Genomic DNA, 17,951 nt, shown 5'->3' on the forward strand with positions numbered 1-17,951 from the left:
ATTTTGAACCGCAAGAGCAGGCCGCATCACGACCTGGCATCCATTCAGGAGAAGTTCGCCACCGTCGAAGGGCTGGAAATCACCACTGCGGCCAAAAGGACCGTCCGGGCCTTGGGATACGGGCTGCAGGATGTCGTCGAGGCGGTGCAGGACCTCACCCCCGGCGACTTCCGCGGATCGACCGCCGCGCACAACCCGCCGGTGCCGGGGGTCTGGCATGACACCTACTGGATGCGCTGGGACGGTCTGCATCTCTACATCAAGTTCGCCGGGGCAACGATCGTCGATGTGGTCCTGGTGTCCTTCAAGGAAAAAGACCCATGACGGAAACCCGCATTCACCCGGTGACAGGCGAAAGGCTGACCCGCCAGGTTCGGACGCAGAAAGTGGCCTTTGGCTCGCTCAGCCGCGAGGTCGAGGTTCCGGGCTGGTATCCCGAAGGCCCGGGCGATGCGATCCACAGCGGCGGTGACCTTGCCGCCGAGGAGGCCGTCTTCCAGGAGCTCAAGAAGGACTACGGCGAACGGGTTCGGATGATCCGCAAGGCGCTGAAGCTGACGCAGGTCGAGGCCGGGCAGCTGATCGGCGGCGGCCCCCGGGCGTTCCAGAAATACGAGAAAGGCGTCATGCCGCCGAGCGAGGCGGCGGTCGGCCTGCTGGAGGTGCTCTACCGCGCGCCCGAGATGATCGGCATCCTGAAGGAGCTGCGCGGCGCAAAGGGCGCGCCGCAAGATCACACCTCAGGGGCAATGCGCTGAGCGGGGCAGGGGGACGCCGGCGCGGAGAATGATCGACCGCACGCGCCATCGCCTGACCTCAGACCCCCCCAACAAAAAAGGGCGCCACCGGGGCGCCCTCCTGCGTCGTGACAGACGGGAAGTCTTACTTCACCGGGCCGATCATCATGATCATCTGCCGGCCTTCCATCTTGGGCATGTTCTCGACCTTGCCCACTTCCTTCACGTCGTCGGCGACGCGTTCGAGAAGCTCCCGGCCGAGGTTCTGGTGCGCCATCTCGCGGCCGCGGAAGCGCAGCGTGACCTTCACCTTGTCGCCCTTTTCGAGAAACTTGAAGACGTTCTTCATCTTGACTTCGTAGTCGTGCGTGTCCGTGTTGGGACGGAACTTCACTTCCTTGACGTCGATCGTCTTCTGCTTCTTGCGGGCCTCGGCCTCGCGCTTCTGCTGCTCGTACTTGTACTTGCCGAAATCCATGATCTTGCAGACCGGCGGATTGGCGTTCGGAGAAATCTCCACGAGGTCGAGCCCGGCCTGTTCGGCCAGTTCGCGGCCGCGGTCGGGCGAGACGACGCCGACGTTTTCCCCTTCGGGGCCGATCAGACGGATTTCAGCCACCCGGATGCGGTCGTTGACGCGGGGTCCGGTGTCACGGGTGGGCGGCGCGTTATGAGGTCTGCGGGCTATGGTGCGGGTCCTTTCAAATGACTTCGATCAGGAGCGCAAAGTAACCTCGCGCCCCCGGGCTTTCAAGCGTCAAACCCGACGATAGCCGGCTGTGCAAGTCGTTTTCACGACAAAGCGCGGATCAGTCGAGGAAGGCCTTCTCGACCACATATTGCTTGGGGTCGGAGTTCGCCCCTTCCTCGAGCCCGTAGCCCTCGAGCAGCTCCTTGATCTCGAGGTTGAAGGCGAGGTTGCCGCAGACCATCGCGCGGTCGGTCTCGGGGTGGATCGGCTCGACGCCGAGATCCTCGAAGACCTCCCCGGAGCGCATCAGGTCGGTGATCCGGCCCATCTTGGCGCTCTCTTCGCGGGTGGTGGTCGGGTAGTAGCGCAGCTTGGCGAGGTTCTCCGCGCCGATCAGCTCGTTCAGCAGCTCGTCGTCCTTGATCGACTGGATCAGCTCGGCGCCATAGGTCAGCTCGCCCGCCTCGCGGCAGGTATGGGTGATGATGACCTCGTCGTAGTCCTCGAAGGTCTGCGGGTCGCGCAGCAGCGAGGCGAAGGGCGCGATGCCGGTGCCGGTGGCGAAGAACCAGATCCGCTTGCCGGGCAGGAGCGCGTCATGCACCAGCGTGCCGACGGGCTTGGGGCGCAGGATGATCTCGTCGCCGGGCTGGATGTGCTGCAGCCGCGAGGTCAGCGGGCCGTCCTGCACCTTGATCGAATAGAACTCCAGCTCCTCGTCCCAGGAGGGCGAGGCGATGGAATAGGCGCGCAGGAGCGGCTTCTGCTTGCCGGTCTTGGGGTCCGGCTCGCCCATCAGGCCGATCATCACGAACTCGCCCGAGCGGAAGCGCAGGCTCTGCGGGCGCGTCACCCGGAAGGAGAACAGCCGGTCGGTCCAATGCGTGACCTCGGTCACGGTCTGGGCATCGGGCAGGGCCATGGTCTTCACGGGCTTGGCGGCAGCTTGGGTCACGGGTTTCTGCTCTGTCATATGCTGTCATCGACCGGCGGCGCCGGTCCCTCTCGCTTAGTCGGTTCGGGAGCCCGCCGAAAGGGGGCGTTTGGTCTCGGGGTCTCGGGGCGTGGCGGCTCAGCCCCGGAGGCGGGCCTGGTAGTCGCCGGCCTGCCAGTCGGCGCGGAAGAGCCACTGGTCCTCGGGCTGGCGGCGGGCAAGATCCTCGGAGATCTCCACCTCGTCGAAGCCCGCGCGGCGCGCCATGGCGTATTGGTCGGCGATCACATGGCCGCGGGCCCGCAGCCGGCCGCCGTAGCCGCGCAGCCGCAGGAGCCGCGCCAGCGTGAAGCCGCGCCCGTCGGAGAAGCTGGGGAAGTCCACCACGACCATCTCGGCGCCCGCGGCGTTCTCGGCCAGGGTCGCGGGGTCGGTGTCGGGGGCCAGCTCGACGGCAGCGCCCTGGAAGTCGTCGGAGCCGAAGCCCCCGTCGGTCACGATCACGCTCATGCGTCTGTCTCCTGCCTGATCGCGCGGCCATCCACGATGTGGATGCCGCATTCGTCCTTGTCTTCGCCGCGCCAGCGCCCGGCGCGCGGGTCCTCGCCCTCGGCCACCTTGGAGGTGCAGGGCTGGCACCCGATCGAGGGGTAGCCCTGTTTCACCAGCGGATGCCGGGGCAGGCGGTTCTCGTCCATATAGGCGCGCACGTCCTCGGGGGCCCAATGGGCCAGCGGATTGACCTTGATCCGCCCGGTGGGCTCGTCGAGCTCGAAGAAATTGAGCGCCGCGCGGCCCTCACTCTGGTAGCGCTTGCGCCCGGTGATCCAGCCGTCGAACCCCGAGAGCGCCTGTTCCAGCGGCACCGTCTTGCGCAGCGCGCAGCAGGCGTCGGTGTCGGTGAAGCGCAGCGCGCCATAGGGGTCGCGGGCCTCGAGCGTCTCGCGGTCGGTCTTCAGGATGCGCACGTCCTTCAGGCCCAGCCGCTCGGCCACCTCCTGCTGGTAGACCAGCGTCTCGGCGAAGAGCAGCCGGGTGTCGATGAAGAGGACCGGTGTCGCCCGGTCCACCATGGCCACGAGGTGCAGCAGAGCCACCGATTCCGCCCCGAAGCTCGACACCATCGCGATGCGGCCCGCGTCGGGATCCTTCAGCGCGCCGCGCAGCACCGCGGTCGCGCCGTGGTGGCGGTAACGCGCGTTCAGCCGCGCCACCCGCGCGCGCAGCCGCTCGAGCTCGGCGGGGCCCGGCGCCGCCGGGCGGCCCGCGCTCTCGGCCTCGGTGAAGGCGCGTTCAGGCAGCATGGGCCTTGTCCTTGCGCTCGGGCGCGTCGTCGTAGAGGGCCTCCTTGAAGGGCGCCATGCCGAGGCGCCGGTAGGCCTCGATGAAGCTTTCCTCGGGGCTGTCGCGCAGCTCCAGGTAGCGCCCGACGATGCGCTCGATGGCGGGCACCACCTCTTCGGCGGCGAAGCCCGGGCCGGTGCGCTGGCCGAGGCTCGCGGCTTCGGTGTGGTCGCCGCCCAGCGTGATCTGGTAGTTCTCCACGCCCGCGCGGTCGAGCCCGAGGATGCCGATGTGGCCCACGTGGTGGTGGCCGCAGGCATTGATGCAGCCCGAGATCTTGATCTTCAGATCGCCGATGTCCTCTTCGTTGCGCAGCTGCTGGAAGCGGGTGGCGATCTCCTGGGCGATCGGGATCGAGCGCGCGGTGGCCAGCGCGCAGTAATCCATGCCCGGGCAGGCGATGATGTCCGAGATCCGTCCGATGTTCGCGGTGGCGAGCCCGTGCCGCTTCAACTCGGCGTAGAGCGCGGGCAGGTCAGCCTTGTGCACATGCGGCAGCACGATGTTCTGCTCGTGGCTGACGCGCAGCTCGTCGTGGCCGTAGCGCTCGGCGAGGTCGGCCATGACGCGCATCTGCTCGCTCGTGGCGTCGCCCGGCGTCGCGCCATGGGCCTTGAGCGAGATCTGCACGATGGCGTAGCCCGGCGCGCGATGCGCGGTCAGGTTGGTGTCGGCCCAGGAGCGGAAGGCCGGATCGGCCGCGCGCGCGGCCTCGTAGCCCTCGGTCGAGGCCTCGCGGAAGGCCGGCGGCGCGAAGGCCGCGCGGATCTCCAACAGCATCTCCTGGTCGATGCCCTTGAAGGCCGGCTTCAGCTCGGCGAAGCGCGCCTCGACCAGCGACCGGATCTCGTCGATGCCATGCTCGTGCACGGTGATCTTGATCCGCGACTTGTACTTGTTGTCGCGGCGTCCGAGCAGGTTCCAGACCGAGACGATGGCCTCGAGGTAGGGCAGCAGATCCGCCTCGGGCAGATGGTCCGCGATGACCTTGCCGATCATCGGCGTCCGGCCGAGGCCGCCGCCCACCAGCACCTGGTAGCCGATCTCGCCCGCGTCGTTCTTCACGATTCGCAGGCCGATGTCATGCGCCGCGGTCACCGCGCGGTCGTTCGGCGAACCGGTGACGGCGATCTTGAACTTGCGCGGCAGGAACTGGAACTCCGGGTGGTCGGTCGACCACTGGCGGATCAGCTCGGCCACCGGACGCGGATCGGCGATCTCGTCGGCGGCGGCCCCGGCGAAATGGTCGGCGGTCACGTTGCGGATGGTGTTGCCCGAGGTCTGGATGGCATGCATCTCGACCTGCGCCAGGGCGTCCAGCATGTCCGGCACATCGCGCAGCTGCGGCCAGTTGAACTGGATGTTCTGACGGGTGGTGAAATGCCCGTAGCCCTTGTCCCAGCGCTGCGCGATATAGGCGAGCTGGCGCATCTGCCGGGCGTCGAGCGTGCCATAGGGCACCGCGACCCGCAGCATGTAGGCGTGCAGCTGCAGGTAAAGGCCGTTCATCAGCCGCAGCGGCTTGAACTCGTCCTCGGTCAGCGCGCCGTCGATGCGGCGCTCGACCTGGGCGCGGAACTCGGTGTTGCGCTTGGCCACATAAGCGGCGTCGAACTCGGAATAGCGATACATTCGGGATGTCCTTCCTGGGGCCGCGGATCCGGGCTGGGCCGGACCCTGCGGGTGCCCGCATGTCACGAGAATTCGGGGCTCTGGCGCTGGGCCTGCTTGCCGTGGAAGTAGTTCGAGGGCCCGGTGCGGCGGAACTCCTCGCGGAAATGCGTGGGCTCGGGGCCCTCGGCCTCGGGCGCCACATCGGCGAGATAGACGCCCACCGCCTCGTTGGGGCGGCGCTGCGCATCCAGAAGGCGCACCGCGGCATGGGCCTCGTCGGTCAGCACCTCGGCTTGGGACAACTCGCGCGTCCAGCTGTCGTCCTCGGCCAGGTAGACCACGTCGCCTTCAAGCAGCGCGTTGCCGGTGACGACCTTGGGGGTGAAGGGACGGGGCATCAGAGCGCCTCCTTGATGAGTTCCTGCGCGGCGGCCTCTGCGGCGCGGGGCGCCAGGCCGAAAAGGGTGAGGGCGGGGCCGGCCATCTCGGCCTCGGAGAGATCGGTGGCCAGCGTCGAGAGCCGCGCCGCCAGCACCCGCTGGTCGGGGCGCGAGGCGTTCTCGATCACCGTCACCGGGGTCTCGGGGTCGGCGCCATGCATCAACAGGCGGCCCTGGATGAATCGCGCGGCCTTCTTGCCCATGTAGATCGCCGCGACCTCGCCGGGGCGGGCCATGGTCTTCCAGTCGTGATCGGCGAAACCCTTCATGTCGTGGCCGGTCAGCAGCTTGACCGAGGCGTTGCGCCCGCGCTTGGTCAGGCTCTGCCCGATCGCCGCGACCGAGGCCGAGGCGGCGGTGATGCCGGGCACGATGGTATAGGCCAGACCCGCCTCGGTGACGGCGTCGAGCTCTTCGTCGAGCCGGCCGAAGACCGTGGGATCGCCGGATTTCAGCCGCACCACCTGGGCGCCGGCACGGCCGTGCTCGACGATCTGGCGGTTGATGTCCTCTTGCGCGGCCGAGGGGCCGAAAGCCTCCTTGCCGACATCGACCATCTGCGCCTCGCGGCGGCAAAGCTCGAGGATCTCGGGCGCGACCAGCCGGTCGAAGATCACCACGTCGGCCTCGTCGAGGGCGCGGCGCGCCTTGAGCGTCAGCAGCTCGGGATCGCCCGGGCCCGCGCCGACGAAATGCACATGGCCCGGCTTCTCGGGGGCGTTCAGGTGCTGCTCCAGGAGTCCGTCAAGCGCCGCCTGCGCGCCCTCGGCGCCGTCGGCGTCAAAGGCGCGGGGGCCTTCGTTGAAGTAGTAGTCGGCCCAGAAGTCGCGGCGCGGGCGGCCATGCGGCAGCGCCTCGGCGAAGCGGCGGAAGGCCTTGCCGATGCGCGCCAGCGCGCCGAGCCCCGAGGGCAGGCGCTCTTCGAGGTCGCGCTTGATCGCGCGGGCCAGCACCGGGGCGGCGCCCTCGGTGCCGATCGCCACGGTCACCGGATCGCGGTCGACGATGGCGGGGGTGATGAACTGGCTGTCGGCGAGGTTGTCGACGATATTCGCAAGCGCCCCGTCGGCGCGGGCCAAGGCCACGGTGCGGGCGTCCTCGGCCGCGTCCTCGTCGGCGGCGTAGAACAAGACCGCGCAGGTCGCGTCGCCGGGCTCCATGGCACGGCGCAGCAGGCGCAGCTTGCCCTCACGCTCCCAGGTCTCGATCTCGGCGGCGGGCTCGGGCGCGAAGACGGTCAGATGCGCCTCGGTCTTCATCAGAAGCCGCAGCTTGGCCAGCGCGGCCTCACCGCCGCCCGACAGGACGACACGGCGTCCCGCCAGGGCCACGAAGATCGGGAAATGTTGCATCGGATGGTCCTCCGCCTCGGGCGTCTCTTGGACCTGATATAGAATTTCTTCCCGGTTTCAGGCTAGATCATTGCGAAAACAAGGATGTATGTTCTATATCCCGGGCGAAGACGAACAGGGAGTCCGGCATGGCGGGCAAAGACGGAACAGAGGTTCGCCTCGACGACACCGACCGGAAAATCCTTTCCGAATTGCAGCGCGACGCGAGCCAGTCGCTGGACGATATCGCCCGCAACGTGGGGTCATCCAAGACCCCGGTCTGGAACCGCATCCGCAAGATGCGCGAGGCCGGGATCATCGGCCGCCAGACCGTGGAGCTCGACGCCGAGGCGCTGGGCTTCGAGGCCTGTTTCTTCGTGCTGATCCGCACCTCGGAGCACGAGGCCGACTGGCAGCGGCGCTTTCTCAAGGCGCTGCGCGAACGCCCCGAGGTGCAGGAGGCGCACCGGCTCGCGGGCGACATCGACTACATCCTCAAGGTCCGGGTGAAGAACGCCCGAGCCTATGACGTCTTCTACCAGGCGCTGATTTCCGAGGTGAAGGTGCACAACGTCACGGCGCTTCTGTCGATGGAAGAGATCAAGTCCACCGCCGCGCTGCCGCTTTAAGGGTGCCCTAGCGGGTCACCATCAGCCGTTCCAGCCCGTGGAAATGGTAGGTCTGCGCGTAGCGCGGCGCCTCGGCGAGCGCGAGGTCCGGCAGCCGCTCGAAGAGGATCGGCAGCGCCAGGTTCAGCTCGAGCCGTGCGAGCGGCGCGCCCACGCAGAAATGGATGCCGCCGCCGAAGGCCAGGTGCTTGACCGGCGCGCGGGTCGGATCGAAGCGGTCGGGATCGGCGCAGGCCGCGGGGTCGCGCCCGGCCGAGGCCAGGAGCAGCCCGACCTCGTCGCCGCGCGCGAACTGGTGGCCGCAGACCTCCACGTCCTCGTAGGCGTGGCGCGTGAAGAGATGCAGCGGCGGGTCGTAGCGCAGGATCTCCTCGGTGGCGGCCTCGGCGCCCTCGCGGGTCACGCGCTGCCCGTGTTCGAGCAGCGCCTTCACGCCGTTGCCGATGGTATGCACCGTCGCCTCGTGCCCGGCGTTCAACAGCAGGATCACCGTGGCGATCAGCTCGTCGTTCGAGAGCTTCTCGCCGTCCTCCTCGGCGGCGATGAGATGCGACAAGAGGTCATCGCGGGGCGCCTGGCGGCGGGCCTCGATCACGCGCCGCAGGAAGTCCGAGAACTCGGCGGCGGCGCGGGCGGCGCGGTCCTCGTCGGCGCGGGTGCGGCCGGCCTGGTACATGCCGACCATGGCGTGCGACCAGTCGAGAAGCGCCGGCGCCTCTTCCTCGGGCACGCCCAGGAGCCGGGCGATCACGATGACCGGCAGCTTCTCGGCGAACTCGGGCAGAAGGTCGAAGGGCCCCTCGGGCAGGGCGTCGATCAGCTGGCCGCTCAGGGCCTCGATCTCGGGGCCGAGGGCGGCGATCCGGCGCGAGGTGAAGGCCCTGAGGACCAGCCCGCGCAGCCGCGTGTGGCGCGGCGGCTCGAGCTCCAGCATGGAATTGTCGTCGACGGCGTAGAAGGGGGCCAGGTGCGGCGGGCGTGGCTGGGCCTTCTCGGGCGGCACCTCGCGGCCGAAGCGGCGGTCCTTCAGAAGCGCCGCGACCGCGGCCTGCGAACTGGCCACGGCCATGCCGTAGTCGTCCCAATAGGCGATGTCCCCCGCGGCCCTGGCGCGGGCGTAGAACAGGTAGGGGTCCTGGACGAAGGCGGGGTCGGTCGGCGACTGGGAGAGGTGCTGCATCGGCGGCGAGACTGCCCCCGCCGCGGAGCGGAGACAAGGGCGGAAGCGGCGTCAGCCGCGCCCGCCCGTGCTACTATTCCTAGGGGGCGATCAGGCCGCGTTCAGCGCGTCGATGATGCCGCCGAAATCGCTGGCCTTGAGGCTCGCGCCGCCGACCAGCGCGCCGTTCACATGCGGCACGCCGAAGATCTCGGCCGCATTGCCGGGCTTCACGCTGCCGCCATACAGCAGCGCCATCTCGGCCCCGCCCTCGAACCGGGCGGAGAGCTTCTCGCGCATGAAGGCATGCACCTCGGCGATCTCTTCGAGCGAGGGCACCTTGCCGGTGCCGATGGCCCAGATCGGCTCGTAAGCGATGACGGTGTTCTCAGGCGTCGCGCCCTCGGGCAGGCTGCCGGCGAGCTGGCTGCCGACCACCTCAAGCGTGCGGCCGCCCTCGCGCTCCTCGAGGCTTTCGCCGATGCAGACGATGGCGGTCAGCCCCGCGCCCCAGGCGGCCTCGGTCTTGGCGGCGACATCCGCGTCGCTTTCGCCGTGATCGGCGCGGCGCTCGGAATGGCCGGTGATGACGAAGCCCGCGCCGGCCTCCTTCAGCATGGGGGCCGAGACGTCGCCAGTATGCGCGCCTGTCTCGGCGGCGTGGCAGTCCTGCCCGCCGATCGCCACCGAGCCGGCCTTGGCGACCGCGCGGCTGATCAGCGTGGCGGGCGGGCAGATCACCACCTCGGCGGTGTCACCGCTGCGCCCGGCCAGCGTCTCGAGCTCGGCGAGATCCGCGCCGAGCCCGTTCATCTTCCAGTTTCCCGCTGCGATCTTGCGCGCCATGAAATGACCTCCTTGCCCAATGTCGCGGCGATCATCGCCGAGGGGCACCTGAGGTCAAGGGGGCGGCTCAGCCCTCTTCGGCGCGTTCCGCCTGAAGGGCGTCCACATCCTTGAACTTGATCGATTCGCCGCATCCGCAGGCATCGACCACGTTGGGATTGCGGAACTTGAAGCCGGCTTCGAGCAGCGCGACCTCGTAGTCGATCTCGGTCCCGAACAGGAACATCTGCGCCATGGGTGCGATCAGCACCCGCGCGCCGTCCTGTTCGACCACCTCGTCGTTGGTCTCGGCGTCGTCGACGTAGTCCATGGTGTATTCCATGCCCGCGCAGCCACCTTTCTTCACGCCGATCTTCAGCGCGTAGCGCCCGTCGCGCTCCATCAGCTTCTTGATCTGCGAGGTGGCCGCCGGGGTCATCGTCACCGGCGCTTCTCCGGGAATGGAAAACATCTGTCTGGCTCCAATCGTCCTGTCCCCCAAACCTAAGAGGTCACGGCGCGAATTCCAATGGGGGCAGGGCCGAGAGGAGATGCGCCGTGCCATAGGCGACCAGCAGCGCCCAGGCGAAGGAGGCCAGCGTGCCGGTGATGACATATTCCGCCGTGCGGTTGTCGCGGGCGGCGTCGAAGCGCAGGATCGACTTGGCCGCGATCAGGAAGCCGATGGCCGCGGGCTCGCCGATCAGCACGAGGATGTAGATCATCGCGCGTTCGAGCTGGCCGATGATGGCGCCCGCGCCGGGCAGGCTGTCGGGCAGGTCCGAGGTGTCCCAGCCCGAGACCAGCGCGCCCACCGCGAAGCCGCCCACGCGGATGGCGTAGATCCCGCCCGCGACAAACAGCATGAGCGTGGGCAGGCGCGGCTCGCCGGCCCAGAGCCCGGTTTGCCAGAGGTCGGGCGCATAGGCGGCGACGGCCAGGAGGCTCGCCAGATGCGCGGCCTGGTCCCAGAGGAAGGGGCCGAGCCCGGGGCCCGCGCGGCTTTTCGCGACGTCGATGACCAGATGCGCGGCGGCCAGCGCCAGAAGCGCCGGGGCGGCGATCTGCCCGGTTGCGGCCTGGGCGGTCAGCAGCACCAGCGCGCTGTGCAGCACAAGCACGCCCGGCCGCGCCTTGTTGGCGGCCATCCAGTTGGTTTGAATGACGAAATCCGCCACGACATGGGCCAGGAACAGGGCGGCGAAGGTCTCGATCATGGCGCGGGATCCGCAAAGTCATGGGTCAGGAAGGCCTCGCGCGCGGGGCCAAGGGCGGTGAAATGCGCGCTGGCGAGCCGCGACTGCGCCGCCTGCCGCGAGACGCCGAGCCGGGCGGCCAGCGCGCCATGGGTTGCATGGCCGGGCACCAGCATCAGCGCCACGGCCTCGGCCTGGGCGGCGGTCCAGCCCTCGGTGAGCTCGGTGGCAAGCACGAAGGTGGCGTGCTGCCAGGGGCTCGCTCCGGGCCAGGCGAGCTGTTGCCGGGCGCCGCGGGGCACCTCCTCCAGCGCCTGGCCCGCGGCCTCGAAGGCCGGGCCCGCCGCATCGGCGAGGCTGGCTGTCCCGGGGCTGCGGATCGCACCGAGCGCGATGCCCATCCGGGTCTCGAGCGGCACCTCCGCCGCCCGGAGCCGCGCGGTGAGATAGAGCAGCAGGTCCAGCGTCAGCGCGGGCCGCGCGAGCAGGAGCTGCCAGCCGTCGCCGCGATGCCGGGTGAAGCGGAGCGCGAGCCCGTGGTGCGCCTCGAACTCCGCCGCCGCGCGGGCAAGCGTGCCCAGCGTCACCTCCACGCCCTCTGGCGCGGCGCGGGAGTCGATCAGATCCCCGGTGAAGACCGCCTGGATATCGCCCATCTGCAACCGTTTCCGTTTGCTATGCCTTGGTGCAATCTAAAACGATTGCTTATGCAATAAGCAAGCATTTTGGTTTGCATCAAGCCAAAGCGAGCCCAAAGCCTTGCATCAATGCCGCACCGGGCGGGCGGGATTGCCGACCACGGTCGCGCCTTCGGGCACGTCGCGGGTCACCACGGCGCCCGCGCCGATGATCGCCCCGTCGCCCACGGTGATGCCCGGCAGCAGGATCGCGCTGGCCCCGATCCAGACGTCGGCGCCGACGCGCACCGGTAGGGCGCTTTCCAGCTCGGCCTTGCGTGCGGCGCGGTCGCGGGGGTGGTCGGCGGTCAGGATCTGCACGAAGGGGCCGATGTCGCAGCCGTCGCCGATCACGATCGGCCCGGCGTCGAGCAGGTAGCAGCTGTAGTTCAGGAAGACGCCCGAGCCGACGGTGATGTTGTAGCCGTAGTCGATGTAGAAGGGCGCGCGGATCGCCACGCTCTCGCCCAGGGCGCCCAGCATCTCCTCCAGGATCGGGCGGCGCGACTCGTCGCCGAAAACCGTCTGGTTGTAGCGCTGCATCAGCTGCTGCGCGCGCTTGCGGTCCGCCGCGAGCTGCGGATCACCGGGGTAATACATCTCCCCGGCGATCATCTTGTCCTTTTCGCTGGTCATGCTCGCCTCCGCGCCATCCGGTGTCTGGGTCGGCGCGGAGGCTAGCAGGATCACAGGCCCATGCAATTGGCGTAGTAGGTCACCGTGGCGGGCCAGTCCGAGAAGATGCCCGCGACGCCCACGTCCTGCGCCAGCACGTCGACGATCTGCAGGTAGTCGCTGTCGCTGTCGATGGTCTCGCTGACCGACTGGAAGTACCAGCCGCCGCCCGAGGCCAGCGGGCCGGAGCGTTCGAGCGACCAGGCGATGATTTCGAGGTCCGCGGCCTTGGCCTCCTCGGCGTAGACCGAGGGCACCATCTCGCCCGCCTCGTTCAGGGTGACCAGCATCCAGAGCGGCGGGGCGATGTAGTTGACGCCCATCTCCTTCAGCTCGGCCATGGTCGGCTTGAAACTCGCGGCGTCCATCGGGTCGATCAGCCCCTCGTCGGCGTCTTCCTCGGAGTAGCGATCATCGAGGTAGACTGCCTGCTTGCCGAACTCCGGCTCGTTCTCGATCCAGTAGAGCACATCCGAGAGGTTGAAGCTCTGGGCCCAGACGCGCGAGGGGTCGATGCCCGCGGCCTTGTATTCGTCGATCAGCTTCTGGGCGTAGTCTTCCTGGCTGAAGCCGTCGAAGGGCATCTCGACCGAGGCGCCCTTGAGCTCGGGGGTGAAATCCGCGCCGAGGCTGTCGAACAGCGCGATGGACTCCGCATGTGTCATCAGCGTGGCATCGTTGGAGAAGAGATCCGTGCGCCAGTCGGCGGTGCCTTCGAGGTAAGCCTCGGGGGTGGTCGCCGCGGCATTGGCGCCGTCCATCTTCGGGGTGAGGCCGCGGAACTCGGCCAGGGTCAGGTCCGAGGTGCGGCATTCGGCGCTGGCCTCGGTCTCGCCCGAGGCGGGCGAGAAGGGCGTGCTGCACTTCTGTCCAAGATCGGTGGTGACGATGTCGGTGGTGGTGTGCAGGTCGTTCTGGGCGTGGCGGCAGACCAGCTCCTTGTCGGCGGTGAAGGTCACGTCGCATTCGAGGATGCCCGCGCCCATCTGCGCCGCGGCAACGTTGGATTCCACGGTGTGTTCGGGGAAGAGGAGCGGCGCGCCCCGGTGCCCGATGGAGAACCTGGTGGCGGCGGGCTCGGCCTCGCAGGCCATGAGCCTGTCGCGCAGGGGCCCCTCGGGCAGCTTCGAGGCCAGGAAGGCCGGGCGCGGGCCGTAGCTCACCGACAGATCGGCGGGCAGATGCGTCTCGGCGCTTGCCGCGGCGGGCAGGGCCAGGAGCGCGGCGCCCAGGAAAAATGCACGGGTCATGAAAGAACCTCTCAGTTGGGATCAGGCCCTCCGCTTGCGCGCCCGAGGCAACGCTGGCGTGACGCGGGCGTGACGGTTCGGTGACGTCGCCGCGCGGGCGGTGCCGAGGGTGGACCGGCGGGCCTGCGGCAGGCTGGGCGGAGCCGGGGCCTTGGGTCAAGCGCGGGTCGATGGGCTGTCGGGGAAGGGCGCGCCGGGCCGGGCCGATGGGGGCGGCAAGGCAGGGCGCGCATGGCCGCTGCGATCCCGCCACTTCACGCGGCCCCAAGGCCGAGGCGCCCCGCCCGCAGCGCAGACCCGCCTCAGGCCGGTTCCGCCGCCGAGACCTGCGGGAAGATCGGCCGACCGTCCTCGGCCAGCCGCGCGGCCTCGGTCAGCATGCCCTCGCGGACCTCGCAGATCCGCGCCCAGGCGGTGTTGGGATCGGGGCAGGGCACCATGAAGAGCACCTCCTGCCCGAAGGCGTCATGGCCCGCCACATAGACCCCGCGGTCGTCCTTCTGGGCGATCTCGTCCCGGTCGTCGAGGTGATCGAGCAGCGCGTAATAGCGCTCGCGCAGGGCCGGGACATCGGCGTCATGCGCCAGCCGCAGCCGCACCTCGCCGATCATCGCCGGGTCGCGCATGGTCCAGTTCTCGAAGGGCTCCTGGGCGAAGTCCACCACCGGCACGACGATGCGCTTGCCGGTCCATTCGCGCAGCTGGACATAGGTGAAATGGATCCGCTCGACGGAACACAGATGCCCCTGGAAGACGATCTTGTCACCGATCCGCGCCGATTGGTTCAGCGCGATCTGCATCGAGGCCATGATATTGGCCAGCATGTTGCGCGCCGCGAAGGCCAGGACCAGCGTGAAGGCCCCCGCCGAGGCCAGGAGCGAGAAGCCCAGCGTCTGCATCAGGTTGGCTTCGCGCAGGATGATGCCCGCCCCGGCGATCACCACGATCACGATGGTGGCACGGCGGATGGCGGCGACCTTGGTGGCCAGCTCGCGCTTCTTCTCCTGGCCCTCGCCGGTGGCGGTCAGCGCGTCGCCGTCGAAGCTCAGGAGCCGGTCCATCACCGTGTCCGCGAGGTTGATCACCGCCCAGATCGTCGCGCCGACGAAGCCGATGGCGATGAGCGGCGACAGAAGCGTGTCGACCCGGCCCGAGAATAGGAAGAAATGCTGGGTAAAGAGCGCCAGCGTGGTCGAGACCACCGCCAGGATCATCGGCGGGCGCAGGGCCACGAGGATGCTTTCGCTGCCCTCGTCGCGGCGCGTCCGGCCAAGCCCGCGCGACATCGCCATATAGGTCAGCCGCGCGAGCCCCACCGCGAGGCCCAGGACCAGCGGCAGGCCGATGACCTCCCACCAGCGCAAGCCCCAGAAGGCGCGCTCGCGCAGCGGCGCCGGCAGCAGCGCCTCGAGCCGCGAGGGGCCATAGAGCTTGTAGAGCGCGGGCACGTTGTCGACGCTTTGCCGCGAGAAGAGCCAGACCGGGTCGCTCTCGGGCGCCTGCATGCGGTTGAGCCTGAGGCTCACCGGGCGCCCGTCCAGCTCCACGAGCGCCAGCATGAGCGAGCGCCGCGGCTGCCCCGCCATGGCGCTTTCGGCGGCGGCCCGGGCGTCCAGCGCGTCGGGCCGGTCGAGCAGGTGATACCAGTTCACCACGATCTTGCGGTCGATCACGGTGAAGAGCTGCCGGGCGAGCCGCGGGCCGACCTCGGCCTGTTCGTCCTCGGGCCAGCCGGCGAGGTCCAGAAGATGCGCCGCTGCCTCCCAGTTGTCGCCGCGCCCGGCGGTCAGGAAGCTCTCGATGGCGGCCTGTGGGGTGGTGCGGTCGATGCGGTCCGGGGCGGCACCGAGGCCGGGGTTGATCGCCTCGACCTGGTACCAGGGCGTGTCGCCGCTTTCCTGCGCGGCGGGTGCCACGGGCAGGACAAGCGCGAGGCACAGAAGGACGAGGCGCAGGATCGGCATGGCAGCGAAACCGCCCATGCCGCGCTTGGGTTCCCGAAATCGTGATCAGTGGGGCGCCTCGGCCCGGGTGCCGCGCGCCGCAATTGGCCCGCGCGGGTGTTCGGCTCGCGCCTCTCCGCGCGGCGCAGGGCCCCGCGTCCGGGGCTCGCAATTCGCAAACCCCGCGCGGCGTCCAACACCGCGCCGGGCCGCAGGTCTTACATGAAGCCCAGCTCCAGCCGCGCTTCGTCGGACATCATGTCCATGCCCCAGGGCGGATCCCAGGTGATCTCGACGTCGACCTGCTTCACGCCCTCGATGGGCTCGACCGCATCGGCGATCCAGCCCGGCATTTCGCCCGCCACCGGGCAGCCCGGCGCGGTCAGCGTCATGGTGATGCCGACGGCGTTCTCGGATGAGATGTCGATCGTGTAGACCAGGCCCAGGTCGTAGATATTGACCGGGATCTCGGGGTCGTAGACGCTCCGGCAGGCCTCGACGATCCGGTCGTAGAGCGGATGGTCGGTGCTCGAGGGCTGGATCAGGGGCGCGCCTTCCATCTTCGGGCTCTGATCGTTCATGCAGCGTCCTTCCTTGGAATTCCGATCATTCATATAAGAAATGCGGCGGGTCGGGTAAAGGCCCGCCCTTCGGGCTCGCCCCGCGCGGCCCGGGCAGGGACAAGGGGTCGCGGCCCCGGGCTCTGGACGCGCGCGCCCCCCGCGATAACTCGCCCGCGATGAGCGAGACCCCCGATCCCCAGACCCCGATGAGGCGGCTCCTGAGCCTTCTTCTCGGCAATCTCGCCCCGCCGCCCGGACGGCGGCGCATCCTCTTCGCGCTGGCCATCGGCGCGCTCTGCCACGCGATCTTCGCGCTGGCGGTGCTGGCCATGTCGATCAGCCTCTGGACCGGGATGCAGGCGGGCATGGGCAGCCTGCCCTGGCCCTGGGCGGCGCTGGCGAACCTGGCCCTGGTCCTGCAGTTCCCGGTGCTGCATTCGCTGCTCTTGAACACCCGCGCGGGCACCGTCCTGGGAAGGCTTGCGCCCGGCGACTGGGGCAAGCGGCTCTGGACGACCTTCTACACCATCCTGGCCGCGCTGCAGCTCCTGGCGCTCTTCACGCTCTGGACGCCCTCGGGGGTGATCTGGTGGCAGGCCGAGGGGGCGATGCTCTGGGTCATGGCCGCGCTGCATCTCTGCGCCTGGCTCTTCCTGATGAAAAGCAACCTCGACGCGGGCGTCGAGCTGCAGTCCGGCGCGCTGGGCTGGATGTCGCTTCTGCAGAACCGCGCGCCGCGCTGGCCGGGGATGCCGACGACGGGGCTTTTCACGGTGATCCGCCAGCCGATCTACCTGGGCTTCACGCTGTTCCTCTGGACCGTGCCGGTCTGGACCCCGGACCAGCTCGCGGTGGCGGTCATCCTGACGCTCTACAACCTTCTGGCCCCGCACCGCCTGAAGGAACGCCGCTACCTCGCGCGCTTCGGAGCGCGCTTCGGCGACTACCGCGCGCGCGTGCCCTATATGCTGCCGAAGACCCTGATGCCGAGAAAAGAGGGACATGATGCCTGAGCCCGCCCGCAACGACCTGACGATCTACGACAAGGTGGCCGCGGACTGGTGGTCCGACCGGATCCGCTGGGTGCGCACGCTGAAGAACCTGGTGCCGGGGCGGCTGGCCTATTTCGACCGTTTCACCGACTGGCAGGGGCAGGAGGTGCTGGACCTCGGCTGCGCCGGCGGCTTCATGGCCGAGGCCCTGGCCCAGCGCGGCGCGCGGGTCACCGGCATCGACCCCGCCGAGGAGGCGCTTGCCGCGGCCCGCGCCCATGCCGCGGAAGGCGGCCTGACGATCCGCTACGACCAGGGCGTCGGCGAGGCGCTGCCCTATGGCGACGCAAGCTTCGACAGCGTGGTCTGCGTCGACGTGCTGGAACACGTCCAGGACCTCGACAAAGTCCTTGCGGAGGTGGCCCGGGTGCTGCGCCCCGGCGGGCTCTTCCTCTACGACACGATCAACCGCAACGCGCTCGCGCGCTTCGCCGCGATCACCCTGGCCGAGGACCTGGTGCGCATTCTGCCCAAGGGCACGCATGACCCCGAGATGTTCATCCGCCCCGCCGATCTGAAGGCCGCCCTGACGCGCGCCGGCCTGACCCACCGCGCCATGACCGGCCTCGGCCCCCGGGGCCTGACCCGGCGCGGCGACCTGACCTTCGGCCCGCTGCCGATGAAGACCGTGCAATACATGGGCATCGCCGAAACCCCGCGCTGACCCGCGCGAAGGCCCCGCAGCCCCACCAAGCCCCCGGCGCGCAACCCCCCTTCAGGCTTGACCGGGCCCAAAATACTCCGGGAGCGCGAGGGCAGAGCCCTCGCTCCGGCCGGGCGGGCCTCAATGGCCCGGCCGGACGGATGGCCGGCCCGAACCCAAGAAGAAAAAGCGCCCCCGATCCAACCAACCCAGGCTTGACCGGGCCGAAAATACTCCGGGAGCGCGAG

Annotated in this window: 21 protein-coding genes; 5 read left to right on the forward strand and 16 right to left on the reverse strand. The window is 69.2% G+C overall.

The annotated features are described in order from the left end of the window. The first annotated feature begins 3 nt into the window (after window positions 1-3). Together ACX938_RS01255 and ACX938_RS01260 are read left to right on the forward strand one after the other, a co-directional pair. Window positions 4-324 carry a type II toxin-antitoxin system MqsR family toxin gene (locus ACX938_RS01255; RefSeq protein ID WP_459429655.1) on the forward strand — a complete coding sequence of 107 codons (321 nt, stop codon included), beginning with the start codon at window positions 4-6 and terminating at the stop codon, window positions 322-324. Beyond that, window positions 321-758: a type II TA system antitoxin MqsA family protein gene (locus ACX938_RS01260; protein WP_459429656.1), complete on the forward strand. Its 438-nt coding sequence runs from the start codon at window positions 321-323 to the stop codon at window positions 756-758. The genes ACX938_RS01255 and ACX938_RS01260 overlap by 4 nt, the downstream gene beginning before the upstream one ends. 124 nt (window positions 759-882) lie before the next feature. Here the strand turns inward: ACX938_RS01260 and infC are convergent, their stop codons facing one another. The 7 genes from infC to cysG all read right to left on the reverse strand — a co-directional run bounded on the left by infC (window position 883) and on the right by cysG (window position 7,112). Beyond that, window positions 883-1,356 carry a translation initiation factor IF-3 gene (gene infC / locus ACX938_RS01265; protein WP_232752366.1) on the reverse strand — a complete coding sequence of 158 codons (474 nt, stop codon included), beginning with the start codon at window positions 1,354-1,356 and terminating at the stop codon, window positions 883-885. 190 nt (window positions 1,357-1,546) lie between these two features. Next, entirely contained in the window at window positions 1,547-2,401 is an 855-nt protein-coding gene (locus ACX938_RS01270; protein WP_459429657.1) for a ferredoxin--NADP reductase, read from the reverse strand. Window positions 2,402-2,500: 99 nt separating this feature from the next. Continuing rightward, the gene (locus tag ACX938_RS01275) at window positions 2,501-2,872 is read right to left on the reverse strand and encodes a DUF934 domain-containing protein (RefSeq protein WP_459429658.1); all 372 of its coding nucleotides are present in this window, start codon (window positions 2,870-2,872) and stop codon (window positions 2,501-2,503) included. Next, window positions 2,869-3,666 (reverse strand): phosphoadenylyl-sulfate reductase, encoded by a 798-nt coding sequence (locus tag ACX938_RS01280; RefSeq protein WP_459429659.1) that lies wholly within the window; start codon window positions 3,664-3,666, stop codon window positions 2,869-2,871. The genes ACX938_RS01275 and ACX938_RS01280 overlap by 4 nt, the downstream gene beginning before the upstream one ends. Beyond that, on the reverse strand, window positions 3,656-5,338 hold the full coding sequence (locus ACX938_RS01285; RefSeq protein WP_459429660.1) for a nitrite/sulfite reductase: 1,683 nt from the start codon (window positions 5,336-5,338) through the stop codon (window positions 3,656-3,658). Before ACX938_RS01285 ends, ACX938_RS01280 begins: the two co-directional genes overlap by 11 nt. A gap of 62 nt (window positions 5,339-5,400) precedes the next feature. After that, entirely contained in the window at window positions 5,401-5,718 is a 318-nt protein-coding gene (locus ACX938_RS01290) for a DUF2849 domain-containing protein (protein ID WP_459429661.1), read from the reverse strand. Further along, window positions 5,718-7,112, reverse strand: coding sequence for a siroheme synthase CysG (gene cysG / locus ACX938_RS01295; protein WP_459429662.1), 1,395 nt, complete (start codon window positions 7,110-7,112; stop codon window positions 5,718-5,720). The genes ACX938_RS01290 and cysG overlap by 1 nt, the downstream gene beginning before the upstream one ends. A 128-nt stretch (window positions 7,113-7,240) precedes the next feature. On the opposite strand from cysG, the gene ACX938_RS01300 reads away from it, so the two are divergent. After that, entirely contained in the window at window positions 7,241-7,720 is a 480-nt protein-coding gene (locus tag ACX938_RS01300; RefSeq protein WP_232752360.1) for an Lrp/AsnC family transcriptional regulator, read from the forward strand. A 7-nt stretch (window positions 7,721-7,727) separates the two neighbouring features. On the opposite strand, the gene ACX938_RS01305 is transcribed toward ACX938_RS01300, so the two are convergent. The 9 genes from ACX938_RS01305 to ACX938_RS01345 form a co-directional block, all read right to left on the reverse strand. After that, a complete protein-coding gene (locus ACX938_RS01305) occupies window positions 7,728-8,900 on the reverse strand; it encodes a cytochrome P450 (protein WP_459429663.1) in 1,173 nt (390 codons plus the stop codon). A gap of 90 nt (window positions 8,901-8,990) precedes the next feature. Continuing rightward, complete coding sequence (gene tpiA / locus ACX938_RS01310; RefSeq protein WP_459429664.1) at window positions 8,991-9,725, reverse strand: triose-phosphate isomerase; 735 nt, start codon at window positions 9,723-9,725, stop codon at window positions 8,991-8,993. Window positions 9,726-9,792: 67 nt separating this feature from the next. Continuing rightward, window positions 9,793-10,176 (reverse strand): HesB/IscA family protein, encoded by a 384-nt coding sequence (locus tag ACX938_RS01315; protein WP_232752357.1) that lies wholly within the window; start codon window positions 10,174-10,176, stop codon window positions 9,793-9,795. A 40-nt stretch (window positions 10,177-10,216) separates the two neighbouring features. Next, window positions 10,217-10,921 (reverse strand): DUF3307 domain-containing protein, encoded by a 705-nt coding sequence (locus ACX938_RS01320; RefSeq protein WP_459429665.1) that lies wholly within the window; start codon window positions 10,919-10,921, stop codon window positions 10,217-10,219. Next, complete coding sequence (locus ACX938_RS01325; protein ID WP_459429666.1) at window positions 10,918-11,556, reverse strand: hypothetical protein; 639 nt, start codon at window positions 11,554-11,556, stop codon at window positions 10,918-10,920. The genes ACX938_RS01320 and ACX938_RS01325 overlap by 4 nt, the downstream gene beginning before the upstream one ends. Window positions 11,557-11,664: 108 nt before the next feature. Then, window positions 11,665-12,213, reverse strand: a complete 549-nt coding sequence (locus tag ACX938_RS01330) for a sugar O-acetyltransferase (RefSeq protein WP_232752354.1) — start codon at window positions 12,211-12,213, stop codon at window positions 11,665-11,667. A gap of 50 nt (window positions 12,214-12,263) precedes the next feature. Then, window positions 12,264-13,502, reverse strand: a complete 1,239-nt coding sequence (locus tag ACX938_RS01335) for a glycerophosphodiester phosphodiesterase family protein (protein ID WP_459429667.1) — start codon at window positions 13,500-13,502, stop codon at window positions 12,264-12,266. A 302-nt stretch (window positions 13,503-13,804) separates the two neighbouring features. Further along, window positions 13,805-15,484 carry a mechanosensitive ion channel family protein gene (locus ACX938_RS01340; protein ID WP_232752352.1) on the reverse strand — a complete coding sequence of 560 codons (1,680 nt, stop codon included), beginning with the start codon at window positions 15,482-15,484 and terminating at the stop codon, window positions 13,805-13,807. A 179-nt stretch (window positions 15,485-15,663) separates the two neighbouring features. Then, a complete protein-coding gene (locus ACX938_RS01345; protein ID WP_232752351.1) occupies window positions 15,664-16,026 on the reverse strand; it encodes an SUF system Fe-S cluster assembly protein in 363 nt (120 codons plus the stop codon). A 158-nt stretch (window positions 16,027-16,184) separates the two neighbouring features. Between ACX938_RS01345 and ACX938_RS01350 the strand changes: the two genes are divergently transcribed. Together ACX938_RS01350 and ubiG are read left to right on the forward strand one after the other, a co-directional pair. Continuing rightward, on the forward strand, window positions 16,185-17,021 hold the full coding sequence (locus ACX938_RS01350; protein ID WP_459429668.1) for a methyltransferase family protein: 837 nt from the start codon (window positions 16,185-16,187) through the stop codon (window positions 17,019-17,021). After that, window positions 17,014-17,724, forward strand: coding sequence for a bifunctional 2-polyprenyl-6-hydroxyphenol methylase/3-demethylubiquinol 3-O-methyltransferase UbiG (gene ubiG / locus ACX938_RS01355; protein ID WP_459429669.1), 711 nt, complete (start codon window positions 17,014-17,016; stop codon window positions 17,722-17,724). Before ACX938_RS01350 ends, ubiG begins: the two co-directional genes overlap by 8 nt. The last annotated feature ends 227 nt before the right edge of the window (window positions 17,725-17,951 follow it).

The sequence above is a fragment of the Roseivivax sp. genome (genome assembly GCF_054552075.1).